The 15,314-nt window shown below is 72.1% G+C and carries 15 protein-coding genes; 9 read left to right on the forward strand and 6 right to left on the reverse strand.

Translation table 11 applies throughout. The features are described from left to right. Nucleotides 1-42: 42 nt before the first annotated feature. Entirely contained in the window at nucleotides 43-2,067 is a 2,025-nt protein-coding gene (locus IE311_RS25795; protein ID WP_189834194.1) for a phosphocholine-specific phospholipase C, read from the reverse strand. 178 nt (nucleotides 2,068-2,245) lie between these two features. Then, nucleotides 2,246-3,067: a DeoR/GlpR family DNA-binding transcription regulator gene (locus tag IE311_RS25800; protein WP_189834195.1), complete on the reverse strand. Its 822-nt coding sequence runs from the start codon at nucleotides 3,065-3,067 to the stop codon at nucleotides 2,246-2,248. Between the two features lie 149 nt (nucleotides 3,068-3,216). Here IE311_RS25800 and IE311_RS25805 point away from each other — a divergent pair, with 149 nt between their 5' ends. Further along, on the forward strand, nucleotides 3,217-4,140 hold the full coding sequence (locus IE311_RS25805; protein WP_189834196.1) for an SIS domain-containing protein: 924 nt from the start codon (nucleotides 3,217-3,219) through the stop codon (nucleotides 4,138-4,140). Between the two features lie 69 nt (nucleotides 4,141-4,209). Next, nucleotides 4,210-5,046, forward strand: a complete 837-nt coding sequence (locus IE311_RS25810; RefSeq protein WP_189834197.1) for a class II fructose-bisphosphate aldolase — start codon at nucleotides 4,210-4,212, stop codon at nucleotides 5,044-5,046. A gap of 72 nt (nucleotides 5,047-5,118) precedes the next feature. On the opposite strand, the gene IE311_RS25815 is transcribed toward IE311_RS25810, so the two are convergent. Next, nucleotides 5,119-5,997 carry a LysR family transcriptional regulator gene (locus IE311_RS25815; RefSeq protein ID WP_189834198.1) on the reverse strand — a complete coding sequence of 293 codons (879 nt, stop codon included), beginning with the start codon at nucleotides 5,995-5,997 and terminating at the stop codon, nucleotides 5,119-5,121. Nucleotides 5,998-6,068: 71 nt separating this feature from the next. Here IE311_RS25815 and IE311_RS25820 point away from each other — a divergent pair, with 71 nt between their 5' ends. After that, nucleotides 6,069-7,094 carry a DMT family transporter gene (locus IE311_RS25820; RefSeq protein WP_229902161.1) on the forward strand — a complete coding sequence of 342 codons (1,026 nt, stop codon included), beginning with the start codon at nucleotides 6,069-6,071 and terminating at the stop codon, nucleotides 7,092-7,094. Here IE311_RS25820 and IE311_RS25825 read toward each other — a convergent pair. After that, nucleotides 7,037-7,474 (reverse strand): nitroreductase family deazaflavin-dependent oxidoreductase, encoded by a 438-nt coding sequence (locus IE311_RS25825; protein WP_189834199.1) that lies wholly within the window; start codon nucleotides 7,472-7,474, stop codon nucleotides 7,037-7,039. The genes IE311_RS25820 and IE311_RS25825 overlap by 58 nt on opposite strands. 170 nt (nucleotides 7,475-7,644) lie before the next feature. Between IE311_RS25825 and IE311_RS25830 the strand changes: the two genes are divergently transcribed. The 3 genes from IE311_RS25830 to IE311_RS25840 all read left to right on the forward strand — a co-directional run bounded on the left by IE311_RS25830 (nucleotide 7,645) and on the right by IE311_RS25840 (nucleotide 11,084). Further along, nucleotides 7,645-8,445 carry an alpha/beta fold hydrolase gene (locus tag IE311_RS25830; RefSeq protein WP_189834200.1) on the forward strand — a complete coding sequence of 267 codons (801 nt, stop codon included), beginning with the start codon at nucleotides 7,645-7,647 and terminating at the stop codon, nucleotides 8,443-8,445. Between the two features lie 230 nt (nucleotides 8,446-8,675). Continuing rightward, nucleotides 8,676-9,890: a S8 family peptidase gene (locus IE311_RS25835; RefSeq protein WP_189834201.1), complete on the forward strand. Its 1,215-nt coding sequence runs from the start codon at nucleotides 8,676-8,678 to the stop codon at nucleotides 9,888-9,890. A gap of 102 nt (nucleotides 9,891-9,992) precedes the next feature. After that, the gene (locus IE311_RS25840) at nucleotides 9,993-11,084 is read left to right on the forward strand and encodes a threonine/serine dehydratase (RefSeq protein WP_373313967.1); all 1,092 of its coding nucleotides are present in this window, start codon (nucleotides 9,993-9,995) and stop codon (nucleotides 11,082-11,084) included. 9 nt (nucleotides 11,085-11,093) lie between these two features. On the opposite strand, the gene IE311_RS25845 is transcribed toward IE311_RS25840, so the two are convergent. Next, nucleotides 11,094-11,564 carry an Lrp/AsnC family transcriptional regulator gene (locus IE311_RS25845; RefSeq protein ID WP_189834202.1) on the reverse strand — a complete coding sequence of 157 codons (471 nt, stop codon included), beginning with the start codon at nucleotides 11,562-11,564 and terminating at the stop codon, nucleotides 11,094-11,096. Between the two features lie 94 nt (nucleotides 11,565-11,658). Here IE311_RS25845 and IE311_RS25850 point away from each other — a divergent pair, with 94 nt between their 5' ends. The 3 genes from IE311_RS25850 to IE311_RS25860 all read left to right on the forward strand — a co-directional run bounded on the left by IE311_RS25850 (nucleotide 11,659) and on the right by IE311_RS25860 (nucleotide 13,671). After that, entirely contained in the window at nucleotides 11,659-12,522 is an 864-nt protein-coding gene (locus IE311_RS25850) for an LLM class flavin-dependent oxidoreductase (RefSeq protein ID WP_189834203.1), read from the forward strand. Next, the gene (locus IE311_RS25855) at nucleotides 12,519-12,965 is read left to right on the forward strand and encodes a nucleoside deaminase (RefSeq protein WP_189834204.1); all 447 of its coding nucleotides are present in this window, start codon (nucleotides 12,519-12,521) and stop codon (nucleotides 12,963-12,965) included. Before IE311_RS25850 ends, IE311_RS25855 begins: the two co-directional genes overlap by 4 nt. Nucleotides 12,966-13,137: 172 nt before the next feature. Further along, on the forward strand, nucleotides 13,138-13,671 hold the full coding sequence (locus tag IE311_RS25860) for a GNAT family N-acetyltransferase (RefSeq protein ID WP_189834205.1): 534 nt from the start codon (nucleotides 13,138-13,140) through the stop codon (nucleotides 13,669-13,671). 30 nt (nucleotides 13,672-13,701) lie between these two features. Here the strand turns inward: IE311_RS25860 and IE311_RS25865 are convergent, their stop codons facing one another. Then, nucleotides 13,702-14,976: a serine hydrolase domain-containing protein gene (locus tag IE311_RS25865; RefSeq protein WP_229902162.1), complete on the reverse strand. Its 1,275-nt coding sequence runs from the start codon at nucleotides 14,974-14,976 to the stop codon at nucleotides 13,702-13,704. Nucleotides 14,977-15,314 lie beyond the last annotated feature (338 nt).

A 15,314-nucleotide genomic window follows, 5' to 3' on the forward strand; every position in this document is an offset into this window, starting at 1 on the left:
GGCGGCGGCCGGAAGACCGCCGCCCGGTAGCGGGCGGCCGGCTCAGCCGGTGATGCTCGGAGCACCCGTCTCGATGTGGCCGGTGTACCGGCGCGACCAGGTGCCGTCGATGTCGGCCAGGATCGTGAAGTCGTACCAGCCGTTGTTGTAGGCCACCGCGTTGAAGAAGTCCTCACGGGCGGAGTTCGCCGGCACCGTGTACGTCCACGGCCCGTCCGTGCGATAGGCGTTGGAGCGGATCGTGAACGTCACCGGTCCGGCCGAGGTGTTGCCGAGCCTGAACCACAGCGCCGTCCGGCCCGTCCCCGGTTCGACGGCGAACCGGGACGTCACCTCGACGGCGCTGCCCGCCTTGGAGGCGTCGCCGATGAACCGGCGCAGGAAACGATTGGGGCCCATCATCGAGATGTCGTACTTCCCGGACCCCGATCCCAGGCCGATGTTGAAGTAGTCGGCCGCCGTGCCGCCCGCGTCGACCGTGTACTGCCAGGCGGCCGTGTCGCGGTGCTGGTGCGGGTGGATGGAGAAGTGCGTGGCGCGCTTGGCCTCCACGCCCTGGTTCGTCATGGAGAACCAGGCCAGGATCTTGCCGGCGGCCCCGAACTCGAAGCGGTCGAGATTGCCGTTCACCTGGTAGGGCACGGCGCGGGCCGGCCGGGTGCCGGACTCCTGCGAGGGCAGGGCGTTGTTCTGGGGAGCCGGATTCGGCAGGGGCTTGCAGGTGGACTGGCCGATCACCTTCGCCGTGGACGGGAGGCCCGCCGGCACCCCGTACACCGGATGGGCGAAATCGAAGACGCCGGTCAGATCACCCGTCACCTTCCGCCGCCAGGCGCTGATGTTGGGGCAGGTGGCCGGGGTGCCGAGCGCCGCCGTCCAGCTCTCCATGAAGCGCAGCACGGAGGTGTGGTCGAAGACCTCGGAGCTCACCCAGCCACCCCGGGTCCACGGGGACATGACAATCATCGGGACGCGGAAGCCCAGCCCGATCGGCACGCCGTCGAGGTACTCGCCCGGCGTTCCCGGAGGGGCTACCGGGGGCGGTACATGGTCGAAGAAGCCGTCGTTCTCGTCGTAGTTGAGGAAGAGGACGGTCGAGTCGAACACCTCGGAATCGGCGGCGAGCGCGCGGTAGACGAGATCGACGAAGTGCGCGCCGTCGCCGGGTGGCGCGTAGGGGTGCTCGGAGAACGCCTCGCTCGCGACCACCCACGACACCTGCGGCAGGGTGCCCGCGACGACATCGGCGCGGATCGCCGCGGCGATGTCGTCCGGCGTCGAGCCGGTCACTCTGGGCACCGAGCCCATCCCGCGGTCGTACAGCGGGTCGCCCGGCCGCGCGTCGGTGAACCTCTTGAAGTACGCGAGGCCGTTGTCGCCGTAGTTGTCCTGGGCGTTCTGGTAGACCTTCCAGCTCACCCCGGCGCGCTGGAGAGCCTCGGCGTAGGTCTCCCAGGTGAGCCCGGACTCCTCGCCGCCGTCCTTGCTGGAGCCGTCGATCTTCCCGCTCCACAGGAAGGTGCGGTTGGGGCCGGTGGCGCTCAGTGCCGAGCAGAAGTACGCGTCGCAGATCGTGTAGTGGTCGGCGAGAGCGTGGTGGAAGGGGATGTCCGCGCGGTCGAGGTGGCCGAGTGCGCGCGTGTTGCCCACCCCGAGGACCCAGTTGTCGAGGCGTCCCTTGTTCCAGGCGGCGTGCTGGGAGGTCCAGCTGTGCGGGAGGTCGCCGTTGCACTGGGCGAGGGTCTCGCCGTCGACGCCGCCGGCGGGCGGGGTGTCGCTGAGCTTCCACGGGTACTGGCGACCGCCCCAGTTGGGCTGGTTGAACATGCCCCAGCCACCGGGCAGGTTGCCCGCCGCGCGGTCGGCGAAGCCCCGTACACCGCGCAGAGTGCCGAAGTAGTGGTCGAAGCTGCGGTTCTCCTGCATGAGGATGACCACATGGCGGACGTCGGCGAGGGTGCCGGTTGCCGCCCTCGCGGCGGCCGACGCCCGGGCGGTCGGCAGTGCCGCGCCCGCCACGAGCCCCGCGCCGATACCGACGAATCCTCTGCGGCTGATGGGAATCATGCTCCGCCTCTCCTGTCGCGGTGTGCCCGGGCGGCACGTCGGAGACATGATGGGGGAGGGGAGCTTAAAGGTATACAGCCGTGCGGTAATTAATGGATTAACACCCTGAGGCGCCACAGGGGGGCTGCTGGATGGGATCCCCGATTGGTTCGATTGTGTACCAATGGGGAGTGCCGGCTCAGACCGTGAGGACCTTGACCCCGGCCTCCGTGAGCTGCTCGACCGCCTCCGCGCTGATGCCGGTGTCGGTCACGAGCAGGTCGATCCGGTCCAGACCGCAGATCCGCGCGAACGCCCGGCGGCCCATCTTCGAGGAGTCGGTCACCACCACGACCCGGCTCGCCCGCTCCGCGAAGAGCCGGCTGATGCTCGCCTCGTCCTCCTGGTGGGCCATCACGCCGAGCCCGGCGTCGACCCCGTCGACCCCCAGCACCACCACGTCGAGAACGACCTCGTTGAGCACCCCGACCGTCAGCGGGCCCACCAGTTCGTACGTCTGGGGGCGGGCGACCCCGCCGGTGGTGACGATCTTGATCTGCGGGCGCACCGCCAGTTCGCCCGCGATGTTGAGCGCGTTGGTGACCACGGTCAGCGCGGGCCCCGAGGGTGCGGTACCAGCCGTCCCGGCCGTTCCCGCCGTATCGGCCCGGCCGCTCGCGAAGCGCAGTGCGAGGGCGCGCGCCACCTCCGTCGTCGTCGTGCCGCCGTTGAGACCCACGACCTCGCCGGGTGCGATCAGATCGGCCGCCGCCTCCGCGATCCGCCGCTTCTCCGCCGCGTGCCGAGTCGACTTGTAGCGCAGGGGCAGCTCGTACGAGACCCCGTGTGCGACCGCCCCGCCCCGCGTCCGTATCAACAGCTGCTGCTCGGCGAGCTCGTCGAGGTCCCGGCGGATCGTGGCGGCGGAGACGTCGAGGGCGGTCGCCGCCTCCTCGACCTCCAGCTTCCCCGAGGCGGCCAGAAGTTCAAGGAGCGTGTTCCATCGCTCGTGCTTGGACATGGGGTCCCTCCCGGGGGCTCGTGCGCGCGTCCGATTCTATCCACCGACACGTGCGGGACCTGGAAAGCGGATGCATGTTTCTGCTTGAATGGCATCGACTTCAAGCATCTTCCATCATTCCTGTGCACTCTTCTTGCAAGGAGACCGGCATGAGCACCACCCGTACCGCCGTGGAGATCGCCTCCCAGCCGACGACCTGGCGTCAGGCTGCCCGCACGCTGCCCCAGCACACCTCCGCCCTGCCCCGGCGTGGCGAGCGGGTCGCGGTGATCGGCTGCGGCACCTCCTGGTTCATGGCCCTGGCCTACGCGGAGCTGCGCGAGTCCGGCGGCCACGGGGAGACCGACGCCTTCGCCGCCTCGGAGTTCCCCTACGGGCGCCGCTACGACCGGGTCGTGGCGATCACCCGCTCCGGCACCACCAGCGAGGTACTGGCCGTGCTGTCCCGGCTGCGCGGCACGGTCCCCACCGGGGCGATCACGGCCGACCCGACGACCCCCGTGATGGATCTCGCCGACGAGGTCGCCGTCCTGGACTTCGCCGACGAGGAGTCGGTGGTCCAGACCCGCTTCGCGACCACGGTGCTCGCTCTGTTCCGCGCGCACCTGGAGTCCGAGGACGCCCTGCCCGAGGGGCTGGCCACCGTGGAGGAGGCCGCCCGCGACGCCGAGCAGGCCCTCGCCTCGCCCCTGGACGAGGGGGTCCGTACGGCGGAGCAGTTCACCTTCCTCGGCTCGGGCTGGACCTACGGGCTCGCCCTGGAGGCCGGACTGAAGATGCGTGAGGCGGCCGGCGCGTGGACGGAGGCGTACCCGGCGATGGAGTACCGCCACGGCCCCATCAGCATCACCGGACCGGGGCGGGTCACCTGGGGCTTCGGCACCCTCCCCGCCGGACTCGCCGACGAGGTGCGCAAGGTCGGCGGCACCCTCGCGGAGAGCGACCTCGACCCGCTCGCTGACCTGGTCAGGGCCCAGCGCCTCGCCGTCGCCGTCGCCGAGGCCCAGGGTCTGAACCCGGACACCCCCCGGAACCTGACCCGTTCGGTGGTCCTCACCGACGTCCCCGCCTGACCGTCGCCCCCACTCCCACCCTCCCTGCCATAGCCCCCCCGCACCCGCTCACACCTCCGGAGAAGGACCATGCCGTTGACGCCGACCGATGAGATCGTCCGCCGCGCCCGCGCGGCGGGCACCGGTGTGGGGGCGTTCAACGTCCTCCAGCTCGAACACGCCCAGGCCATCGTGGCCGGCGCCGAGACCGCCGACCGCCCCGTCGTCCTCCAGATCAGCGAGAACACCGTCCGCTACCACGGCGCCCTGGAGCCGGTCGCCCTCGCCTCCCTGGCCGTCGCCCGCGCCGCCAAGACCCCCGTCGCCGTCCATCTCGACCACGCCGAGAACCCCGACCTCGTCCGTGAGGCCGTCGGACTCGGCCTGGGCTCGGTGATGTTCGACGCCTCGAAGCTCCCCTACGCGGAGAACGTCGCCGCGACCCGGGAGGTCGTGGAGTACTGCCACCGGCACGGTGTCTGGGTCGAGGCGGAACTCGGCGAGGTCGGCGGCAAGGGAGGCGCCCACACCCCGGGCGTACGGACCGACCCCGACGAGGCCCGCGCCTTCGTCGAGGCCACCGGCGTCGACGCCCTCGCGGTCGCGGTCGGCAGCTCCCACCAGATGCTGACCAGGGACGCGGTCCTGGACTTCGACCTCATCGCCCGCCTGCGGGCCGCCGTCGCCACCCCGCTCGTGCTGCACGGCTCCTCGGGTGTGTCGGACGCGGACCTCAGTGCCGCCATCGCGGCGGGCATGACCAAGGTGAACGTCTCCACCCACCTCAACAAGGCCTTCACCCGGGCCGTCCGCGCCCATCTCGCCGAGCACCCCGCCGCGGTCGACCCCCGCCACTACCTGACCCCGGCGCGGTCGGCCGTGGCCCGGGAGGTCGCCCACCTGCTCACGGTGCTCGCACCCTCCTGACCGGTACCTGGACCGGCGCCGGGACCTGGACCTGGGCCGGGGCCGGACCGATCGTGGTCCCGGCCCCGGCCCTCACACCTCCTGAAGGGCCGTGAGGAGACCGCGTACGGCGGGCAGGGCCAGCGAGGACTCCCGCACGGCCGCGTGGATCGAACGGACCGGCTCCGGACCCCGGACCTTGCGGACGACCACGTTCGGGTGGCGGCTGCCCAGCCCCGTCAGGGGGATCAGACTGACACCGAGACCCGCCGCCACGAAGCCCTGCGCGGTGCCGTACTCCTCGCACTCCACCGCGATGTCCGGGGTGAAGCCGGCCGCCGCGCAGGCGTCGAGGACCGCGTCCAGACAGGGGCCCGGGCGCTCGCTGCCGACCCATGCCTCGGCGGCGAGTTCGGCCAGGTCGACGGAGGTGCGGCGATCGGCCAGCGGATGACCCCGGGGGAGCACGGCGCGGTAGGGGTCGTCGAGCAGATGGACCCAGCGGAGCCCGTCGGCGGCCGAGTCCGGGCCGCCGCCCCTGCGTCGCACGGCCAGGGTGAGGTCCGCCTCCTCGTCGGGTGCGCCGTCCGCGATCCTCAGATCGACGCGTACGCCCGGGTGTTCGGTGCGGAAACGGGCCAGGGCGGGGGCGACGAGATCGGCGCCCGCGGTGGCGAAGTAGCGGACCGCGATCTGCCCCGTGCGGCCCGCCCGCAGGTCGGCGAGGGCGGTCTCGGCCTCGGCGACCTGGCGGCCGATCACCGCCGCGTGCTCCGTGAGCAGCCGCCCCGCGGCGGTCGGCCGCACGCCCCTGCCGAACCGTTCGAGCAGCGCGATGCCGGCCTCCTTCTCCAGGACGCCTATCTGCTGACTCACGGCCGAGGGGGTGTAACCGAGGTTCGCGGCGGCGGCGGTGACGGAGCCGCTGGTGACCACGGCCCGGAGCACCTGGAGACGTCTCACATCCAGCATGTAGCAGAGCTTAACGCCGGATGCATGATTCATCGCTTGTCCTGTCGGATGGGGCACGGGACCGTGAGGACATGACATCGGCGATACGCATGGGCGTACTGGCCCTGCTCTGGGGCTCGGGCTTCCTCTGGATCAAGATCTCCCTCAACCAGGGCCTCACCCCCGGATGGATCACTTTCGTACGCTGCCTGCTCGGCGCCGCGGTGCTCCTCGCCCTCGCCCACGGGGCGGGGCAGCGACTGCCGCGGGACCGGGCCACCTGGGGGCGGCTCGGAGTCGCCGCCTTCTTCTGCAACGCGCTGCCGTTCCTGCTCTTCTCGATCGGCGAGCAGACCGTGGACAGCGGTGTGGCGGGCGTACTGAACGCGACCACCCCGCTGTGGTCCCTCCTCATCGGACTGGCCCTGGGATCGGAACGCCCGCTGCGCGCCGCCCGGTCGGCCGGACTCGTGCTCGGCTTCGCGGGGGTCCTGCTCGTGTTCGCGCCCTGGACACACGGTTCCGGGCTGATCAGTGCGGGTGCCCTCGCCCTGCTCGGTGCCTCCGCGAGCTACGCCGTGGCCTTCGCGTACATGGCCCGCCACCTCGCAGGCCGGGGCACCGCGCCGCTGGCGCTCTCCGCCGCGCAACTCCTCGCGGCGACCGGACTCAGTACACCCGCCCTGACGGCCGGCGGTCCGGCGGCCGTCACCTGGGCGGGCGTCCTCGCGGTCGTCGTCCTCGGGGTCTTCGCCACCGGGCTCACCTTCCACCTCAACTACCGCATGATCGCGGAGGAGGGCCCGACCGCCGCCGCCACGGTCGGCTATCTGCTGCCGGTGGTCTCCGTGACCCTCGGCGCGCTCGTCCTCGACGAGCCGCTGACGCCGCGGGTGGTGGCGGGGATGGTGGTCGTGCTGGTGGGGGTGGGTCTGACGAGGCTGCGGACACGAGCCGTCGGGGCGTCGCGGGAGGGGACCGTGCGATCCTCCGCGGACCGCACGGTCCCCCGTGGACCGGACGGGCCGGACCGCACGACCCTCCGTGGACCGGACGGGACCTACGCGCCCCGCTCCACGACGAAGACCGGGATCTCCCGGTCGGTCCTGCGCTGGTAGTCCGCGTAGTCGGCGAAGGCCGCGACGGCCCGCTCCCACCAGGCCGCCCGCTCCTCGCCGGTGACCAGGCGGGCCTTCATGTCCCACACCTGCGGGCCGTCGCGCAGTTCGACGAGCGGCGAGGCGACGAGGTTGTGGTACCAGACGGGGTGCTTCACGGCCCCGCCGTTCGACGCCACGAGCGCGTACGCCCCCTCGTGCTCGACGCGCATCAGCGGGGTCTTGCGGAGCTTGCCGCTCTTCGCGCCGACGTTCGTGACCAGGACGACGGGCATGCCCCGCATCGTCGTGCCCTCGGTGCCGCCGGACGACTCGTAGAGTTCGACCTGGTTGCGCACCCACGTCTCAGGGCTGGGCTCGTACTCGCCTTCGAGGGGCATGGGTGTCCTTTCGGTGGTGTCCGGCACGGCCGTCCGCCGGTCCGTGTCCCCCCGACGCTATCCGACGCCCCGCCCACGGGCGGGCACGCCGGACCGGCGCTGTCAGTGCCGACTCGTAGGGTGGCTCCTGACGGTACGGCAGTGGTGCGACACGGGGGAGAGTGGGCGACATGCGGGAGTTGTTCCTGGCGGACCGGCGGGCGTACATCCGGTGGATCGACCTGCCGGGGGACGGGCCCGTGCGGGTCTTCGTCCACGGCCTCGGGTGCACGGCGTCGTCCGACTTCGCCCATGTCGCGGCCCACCCGGCCCTGGCCGGCGGCCGTGCGCTGCTCGTGGACCTCCTCGGGCACGGGCTGAGCGACCGGCCCGCCGACTTCGACTACCGCATGGAGTCGCAGGCGGCGGCGGTGGCCGCCGTCCTCGACCACCTCGGCCTCACGGGTGTGGACCTCGTCGGGCACTCCATGGGCGGTGCGGTGGCGATCCATCTGACGGCCGCGCGACCCGAGTTGGTGGCGAGACTCGTGGTGGCCGAGCCCAACCTGTACGCGGGCGGGGGAGCGTTCAGCACCCCGGTGGCGGCCCAGGGCGAGGACGCGTTCGTGGCGGAGGGGTACGCGAGAATGCTGGCCCGCGTGAACCGTGCGGACTACGCGGCCCGGCTGCGCCTCGCCGATCCCCTGGCCGTCCACCGCAGCGCGGTCGCCCTCGTGGAGGGAAGCGTGCCCGCGCCGGGCGACCTGCTCGCCGCGGCCGCCGTGCCCCGGACCTTCCTCGTGGGGGAACTGAGCCTGCCGGACCGCGACGCGGAGAAGGCGGCGGCGTTCGGTGTCCCGGTGGTCGAGATCCCGCGTGCGGGACACAACCTGATGTTCGACAACCCAGACGGCTTCGCCGAAGCGCTCGCCCACGCCCTCGCGGTCGACCCGACCGCGGATCACGACCCCGCTTCCCGGCCACGTCAGTAGCCGATTCGGCCACTTCGAACGGGTTCGACGGTGCTTCGATTGCAGGCGTATGGCAGATGCATGACAAGGCCCCAACTCCCTTGAGCCACGCCCGTGGAGCGGCCAGGCTGCTGATCACGCCGGGACCGGACACACCGGTCCCGACCGTGTACGTGGCCCCACGTGCACCCCCCCACAGTCGCGCCGCCCACCCCACCGGGCGCGACGTCCATGAGGAGGAATCCCTCGTAATGGCACTCCCGAAGAACACCCGGACCCGCCTCGCCGTCACGGCGTCCGCCGCCTCCGTGGCCGCCCTGCTCGGCACCTTCGCCGCCGTCCCCGCCCAGGCGGCCCCCGCCGAAGGCGTCGTCCTCGCGGCGGGCTCCGCCGACGCGGTACCCGGCAGCTACATCGTCACCCTCAAGCAGGGCGCGGGCTTCAAGGCCGCCTCCGCCAAGGGACGGAACCTGATATCCGGGTACGGCGGCACCGTCCGCAAGACCTTCGGCTCCGCCGTCAACGGTTACTCCGCCACCCTCGACGAGACGGAGGCCCGCCGGCTGGCCGCCGACCCGGCCGTCGCCTCCGTCGAGCAGAACCGGATCGTCCGCGCCGACGCGACGCAGACCAACGCCCCCTGGGGCCTGGACCGCATCGACCAGGCGAACCTGCCGCTCTCCGGCACGTACACCTACCCCGACTCCGCGGGCGGCGGCGTCACGGCGTACGTGATCGACACCGGCGTCCGCATCAGCCACTCCCAGCTCGCCGGCCGCGCCGTGAACGGCTACGACGCCGTCGAGGGCGACACGGTCGCCCAGGACGGCAACGGACACGGCACCCATGTCGCCACGACGATCGCCGGCACCACCTACGGTGTGGCCAAGTCGGCGCGGATCGTGGCCGTCCGCGTCCTCGACAACAACGGCTCCGGCACCACCGCCGGCGTCATCGCGGGCATCGACTGGGTCACCTCCCACCACACCGCCGGTGCCCCGGCCGTCGCCAACCTCTCCCTCGGCGGCGGCGCGTCCACCGCACTCGACAACGCGGTGAAGAACTCCATCGCCGACGGCGTCACCTACGCCGTCGCCGCCGGAAACTCCGGGGTCAACGCCTCCTCCACGTCGCCCGCCCGCGTCCCGGCGGCGATCACCGTCGGCGCCACGAGCAACACCGACGCCAAGGCGAGCTGGTCCAACTTCGGCTCGGTCCTCGACATCTTCGCCCCCGGTGTGTCGATCACCGCGGGCTGGAACACCAGCGACACGGCCACCAGCACCATCTCGGGTACGTCGATGGCCACCCCGCACGTCGCCGGCGCCGCGGCGATCTACCTCGCCGGCCACCCCTCCGCGACCCCGGCGCAGGTCGCCACGGCCCTCGTCAACGGCGCCACCACCGGCAAGGTGACGAGCCCGGGCAGCGGCTCCCCGAACCGCCTCCTGAGGATCGTCCCGTAGTCCCCCCGGCCCACAAACCACCCCGGAGGCAGCCGGCGCCTCCGGGGCGGTGCCATGTCCGGACCGCGGGTGGGGGAGCCCCTTCCTGAGAGGATCGACGGCATGAACGTTCCGTTCCCCTCGAACCCCAGCGGGCCCCGACCGCCGCAGGAGCGCCCCGTGCACAGCTCCCTCACGTACGCCGACATCAAGACCGCCGCCGAGCGGATCCGCGGCCACGTCCGCCCCGTCACGATCGCGCACGCCGACCCCGGCGACCGGCCGTACGCGCTCCACCTCGCCCTGGAACTCATGCAGCACACCGGCTCCTTCAAGGCCCGCGGCGCGCAGAACTTCCTCCTCGCCCACCGCGAGGAGGGAACCCTCCCCGCCGCGGGCGTCACGATCGCCTCCGGCGGCAACGCCGGCCTCGCCTGTGCCTGGGCGGCTCTCCGGCAGGGCGTCCGTGCCACGGTCTTCCTGCCGACCACCGCCCCGAAGGTGAAGGTCGACAAGCTCGTCGGCTACGGCGCCGACGTCCGGCTCGTCGGTACCGAGTACGCCGAGGCGCTCGCCGCCTGCGAAGCCTTCGCCACCGAGACCGGCGCGCTCGCGTCCCACGCCTACGACCATCCCCTGATCGCCGCCGGAGCGGGCACCCTGCTGGACGAGATCCACGGAAGGATCCCGGACCTCGACACCGTCGTCGTGGCGGTGGGCGGGGGCGGGCTCTTCGCCGGTGTCGCCACCGCCGCCCGGCACCACGGCATCCGAACCGTCGCCGTCGAACCCGAGAACTGCCGGGCACTCGACGCGGCGCTCCGCGCCGGACACCCCGTCGACGTGACCGTCGACTCCGTCGCCGCGGACTCGCTCGGCGCCCGCCGCGTCTCGGACACCGCCGTGGCGGCCGCCCGCCAGGACGACGTCCGTACCGCCCTCGTCACCGACGCGGAGATCGTCCGCGCCCGGCGGGCCCTCTGGGACGACCGCCGCCTCGCCGTCGAACACGCGGCCGCCACCGCCCTGGCCGTCCTCACGGCACCGGATCCGCACGACGCACCGGACCTCGACGGTGCGGGCCCCGGCGGTGCGACGGACCGCGGCGGTGCGACGGCGGTCGGCTACCGCCCGGCCCCGGGCGAGAGGGTCTGCGTGGTCCTCTGCGGCGCCAACACCGACCCCACCGACCTGATCCACAGCCCGACGGCCTAGGCCGGGCGGTCACCCACCGAGCCGCGTGGGTGACCCCGGCTCCCGCGGGCCGCGGAACGGCAGCGTCCGGCTGAAGACGAGGCTGGTGGTCGTACTCCCGAACCGGGCCAACGCGTCGACGAGCTCCTCCAGATGACCCATCGACGTGGCCGCCACCTTCAGCACGTAGCAGTCGTCCCCCGTGGTCCGCAGGCACTCCAGGATCTCCGAGCGTTCCTCCAGCAGTCGGTGCAGGGGCTCGTGCCGCGTCCCCGGGTACTTCAGCCGCACGACGGCGAGCACCGGGTACCCCGTCCGTTCCAGATCCACCTCCGCCCGGTACCCCGTGATCACCTCGGCCGCCTCGAGGCGCCGGACCCGCTCCTTCGTCGCCGAGGCGCTCAGGTTCACCCGCCGCGCCAACTCCGTGTACGCGATCCGGCCGTCCCGCTGGACTTCCGTCAGGATCGCCCAGTCCGTCGCGTCCAAACTCTCGGTCATGCGGTCAGATTACCGGCGAATCCACGGGCGAACGGCCTCTGAACAGGCGGGAGTCCCTTCTTGAAGGACGTCCCCGATGGCTAGCCTTGACGCTGTGAAGATCGGAGTCAACATCCTCAATTTCGGCCCCGGCACCGACCCCGGAGTGCTGCGGAGCTGGGCCCAGACCGTGGAAGGCCTGGGCTTCGACCTGCTCATGCTCTCGGACCACATCGCCATCACCCCCGATGTCTCCGAGCGATACCCCGCCCCGTTCTACGAGCCCTTCACCACCCTGTCCTGGCTCGCCGGCCTCACCACGCGGATCCGGCTCGGCACCACGGTCCTCATCGCCCCCTACCGGCATCCCCTGCTGACCGCACGTATGGCGGCCAACCTGAACGAGCTGAGCGGCGGCCGGCTGGTCCTCGGTGTCGGGGTGGGCTGGGCACGGGAGGAGTTCGCCGCGCTCGGCATCCCCTTCGAACGCCGAGGGCGACTCACCGACGAGCATCTGCGCGCCGTGCGGGAGGCCTGGGCGGACACCTCCACCTACGGAGACCGCCGCATCCCGGTGTGGATCGGCGGCCACAGCGACGCGGGACTGCGTCGTGCCGTCCGTCTCGGCGACGCCTGGCATCCGCTGCGCCGCACCATGCCGTGGCTGCGGGAAGCTCCCGGAAGACTGCACGCGTACGCGGAAGAGCAAGGCCTCCCCGTGCCCGGCTTCGCACCCCGGATCATCCTCAAGGTGACCGACACGCCGGTCGGCGGAGCGGACCGGCTCGCGGGGGAGGGCACCATCGACCAGATCATGGACGACCTCGAGCAGCTGCGGTCGCTCGGGGCCGAGGCCGTCGTCCTCGACCCCTACGGCGGCGACCCCCGCGAGACACACCGCCCCCGGACCGCCTGGCAGGCCCTCGCCGCCGTGGCCGCACACCTCGACCCGCCCCGCACCCGAACGGATCCGTCATGAGCCGTGCCTCCACCCCCGCCACCCCCGACGACCACACCCTCCTCCGGCGGGCCATCGCCCTCGCCGCCGCGGCGCGCGAGAGCGGCAACCCGCCGTTCGGGTCCCTGCTCGCCGCGCCGGACGGAACGGTGCTCGCGGAGGAGTACAACACGACCCTCACCGAGCGGGACATCACCGCACACCCGGAACTCAAGCTCGCCCGGTGGGCCGCTCGGGAGCTGGAGCCCGCCACTGCGGCCGAGACCACGATGTACACCAGTTGCCAGCCGTGCGGAATGTGCGAGGCGGTCATTCGGCGCGCGGGGCTCCGGCGGGTGGTGTTCGCGCTGTCCGACGAACAGCTCCTGGACATCCGCCCCGGCAGCGGGCTGCCGCCCGTACCCCAGGACGGCCCCGCGCTGCTCGACGAGGTCCGGGCCGTGGTCGAGGGCTACTACCGTTGACGGCCGACGAGGTACACCTGCCGTCTCCGGACGATCCCGCCTTCCGGGACCCGGACCCCCGCCGGAGCGGCCCGGGTCTGCCGGGCCGGGGCCCACGTGGTGGCATCGCTCCCCACCTGACCAGCGGGAGGCCGTGGCACGGAGTGCTCGCCGCGTGCGTCAGGATGGGGGCATGACCGAAATTCGTACCCCCCGTCTCATCCTCCGGCATTGGAGCGACGACGACCTCGTCCCGCTGTCCGAGATCAACGCCGACCCCGAGGTCATGCGGTGGATCGACGACGGCTCGGTCCGGGATCTGGAGCAGACCGCCGAGGACATCGAGCGGTACGAGGAGGAGTGGGACGAGGAGGGCTTCGGGATCTTCGCCGTCGAGCTCATCGCCTCGGGCGAGCTGATCGGCTTCGCCGGACTGTCCGTGCCGGAGTTCCTCCCCGAGGTGATGCCGGACGTGGAGATCGGCTGGCGCCTCGGCAGGCCCTTCTGGGGACAGGGATACGCCTCCGAGGCCGCCCACGCGGTCCTGGAGTTCGCACTCCAGGACCGCGGGCTCGACAAGGTCGTCGCCATCACCCACATCAGCAACCAGGCCTCCGAGAACGTCATCGGGAAGCTCGGCATGACCGAGGAGCGCGAGACGAACCATCCCGTCTACGGCGTGCCCCTGCGGGTCTGGGCGATCGACCTCACCGAGTACGAGGCCTGAGCCCCGGGAGGTTCCCCCTCAGGGGACCGCTCAGTACCGCTCGGGCAGGTCCCGCTCGGCGGGCAGCGAGGTGAGGTCACGGTCCGCGGACGGGGAGGCGGCGCGCGCGGAGGCCGCGGGCGTCGGCTTCTTGCCGCAGAACGCCGCCTCCAGCGTCCCGCCGAGCGCGGTGTTCGCGGCGCCGTGGTTCGAGGTGTTCGCCATGGCGGAGAGGCTGCGCAGGCCGTCACGGGTCGAGAAGGTGTACGTGTAGAAGCCCTGGACGGTGCCGGTGTGGCCGTACACCTGAGTCCCGCACGACAGGTCGTAGCGGCGCAGGCCGAGCCCGTAGAACCGGGTGTTGGTGGTGTCGGTCGGCGTGACCGTCGTCATGGCCTCCATCATCGCCGGGGACAGCAGCCGTCCCCGCATCAGCGCGCCGGTGAAGGTGTTCAGGTCCGCGGGGTTGGAGATGACGGCCCCGGCGGACTGGGCCCACGACACGGTCTGCTCCGTGGAGTCCACCAGCGCGCCCCCGGCCTCGTCGGGGTGCAGGTAGCCGCGCACGTGCAGCCCCTTGATCCGGGTGTCCGGGTGCACGTACGAGGTCTTGTGCAGGTGCAGCGGCTTGAAGATCCGACGCTCGTACGCGTCGGCCACGGGACGGCCCGTGGCCTTCTCGATCAGCATCCCGACCACCACGAAGTTGGCGTTCGAGTACTTGTAGGACACCCCGGGCTCGGTGGTCCGCGGCTCGCTCAGGGAGAGGTCCACGAGCTCCTGGTAGCTGAACACCCGGTTCCGCACGGCCTCGAAGCCCGGCACGGTGTTGGCGAACATCGCGTTCGTGTAGTCGGCCAACCCGCTGCGGTGGGTGAGCAGGTGACGGACCGTGATCCGGTCGTCGGGGAGCAGGCCGGGGAGGTACGTGTTGACGGGCTTGTCGAGCTCCAGCTTGCCCTCCTCCACCAGTTGGAGGAGCACCACGGTGGAGAACGTCTTGCTCACGCTGCCGATCCGGAAACGGGACTGGATGTCCATCGCCGCACCCGAGACACGGTCCTGGACGCCGACGGTACGGCTCCGTACGCCGGTCGGACCGGTGAACCGGGCCATCGCGCCCGGAGCCCCGTTGTCCATGGCCGAGTTCAGAGCGGTGACGACACCCTCCATGTCCGGCGCGGGAACGGCGGCCGGCGTGGTGGTGGCGGGGGCGGCGGGAAGGCTTGTGGCGGCGAACGCGCTGGTGGCGGGGGCGACGCCCGCGGCGAGCGCGGCGATCAGGGTGGTGCTCACGGCCAGGCGTCGCTTCGACGACAGGGGCACGGTGATTCCTCGACTTCTTCCGAAACGGTCGGCACGGCGCACGGCGGCGGTGCGCCACGGGTCACGGGTCACGGGAACGGCCGGCCGTCGGGCCTGGCCCCCGGTACCCATGGATCATGAGTGCCAACGTCCGAGAACGGTTCCTGACACGGGCCACGGGTTTCGGAACCCGTTCGTCCCTCCACCGGCCGCTCGGCCTTCCCCCGGGGGTGGAACCCGCGCCCTCGCCCGCACCGCGCGTGTCCTTCGGAAGGACCGACATGCCCCGCACCGCGTGAAACGTCGTCGAACCCGCCACGCGCTGGGGCCCCGGCCCGCCGAACGAGGTCGGCGGGCCG

The organism is Streptomyces zaomyceticus, from assembly GCF_014656215.1.
GTDB classification, from domain to species: domain Bacteria; phylum Actinomycetota; class Actinomycetes; order Streptomycetales; family Streptomycetaceae; genus Streptomyces; species Streptomyces zaomyceticus.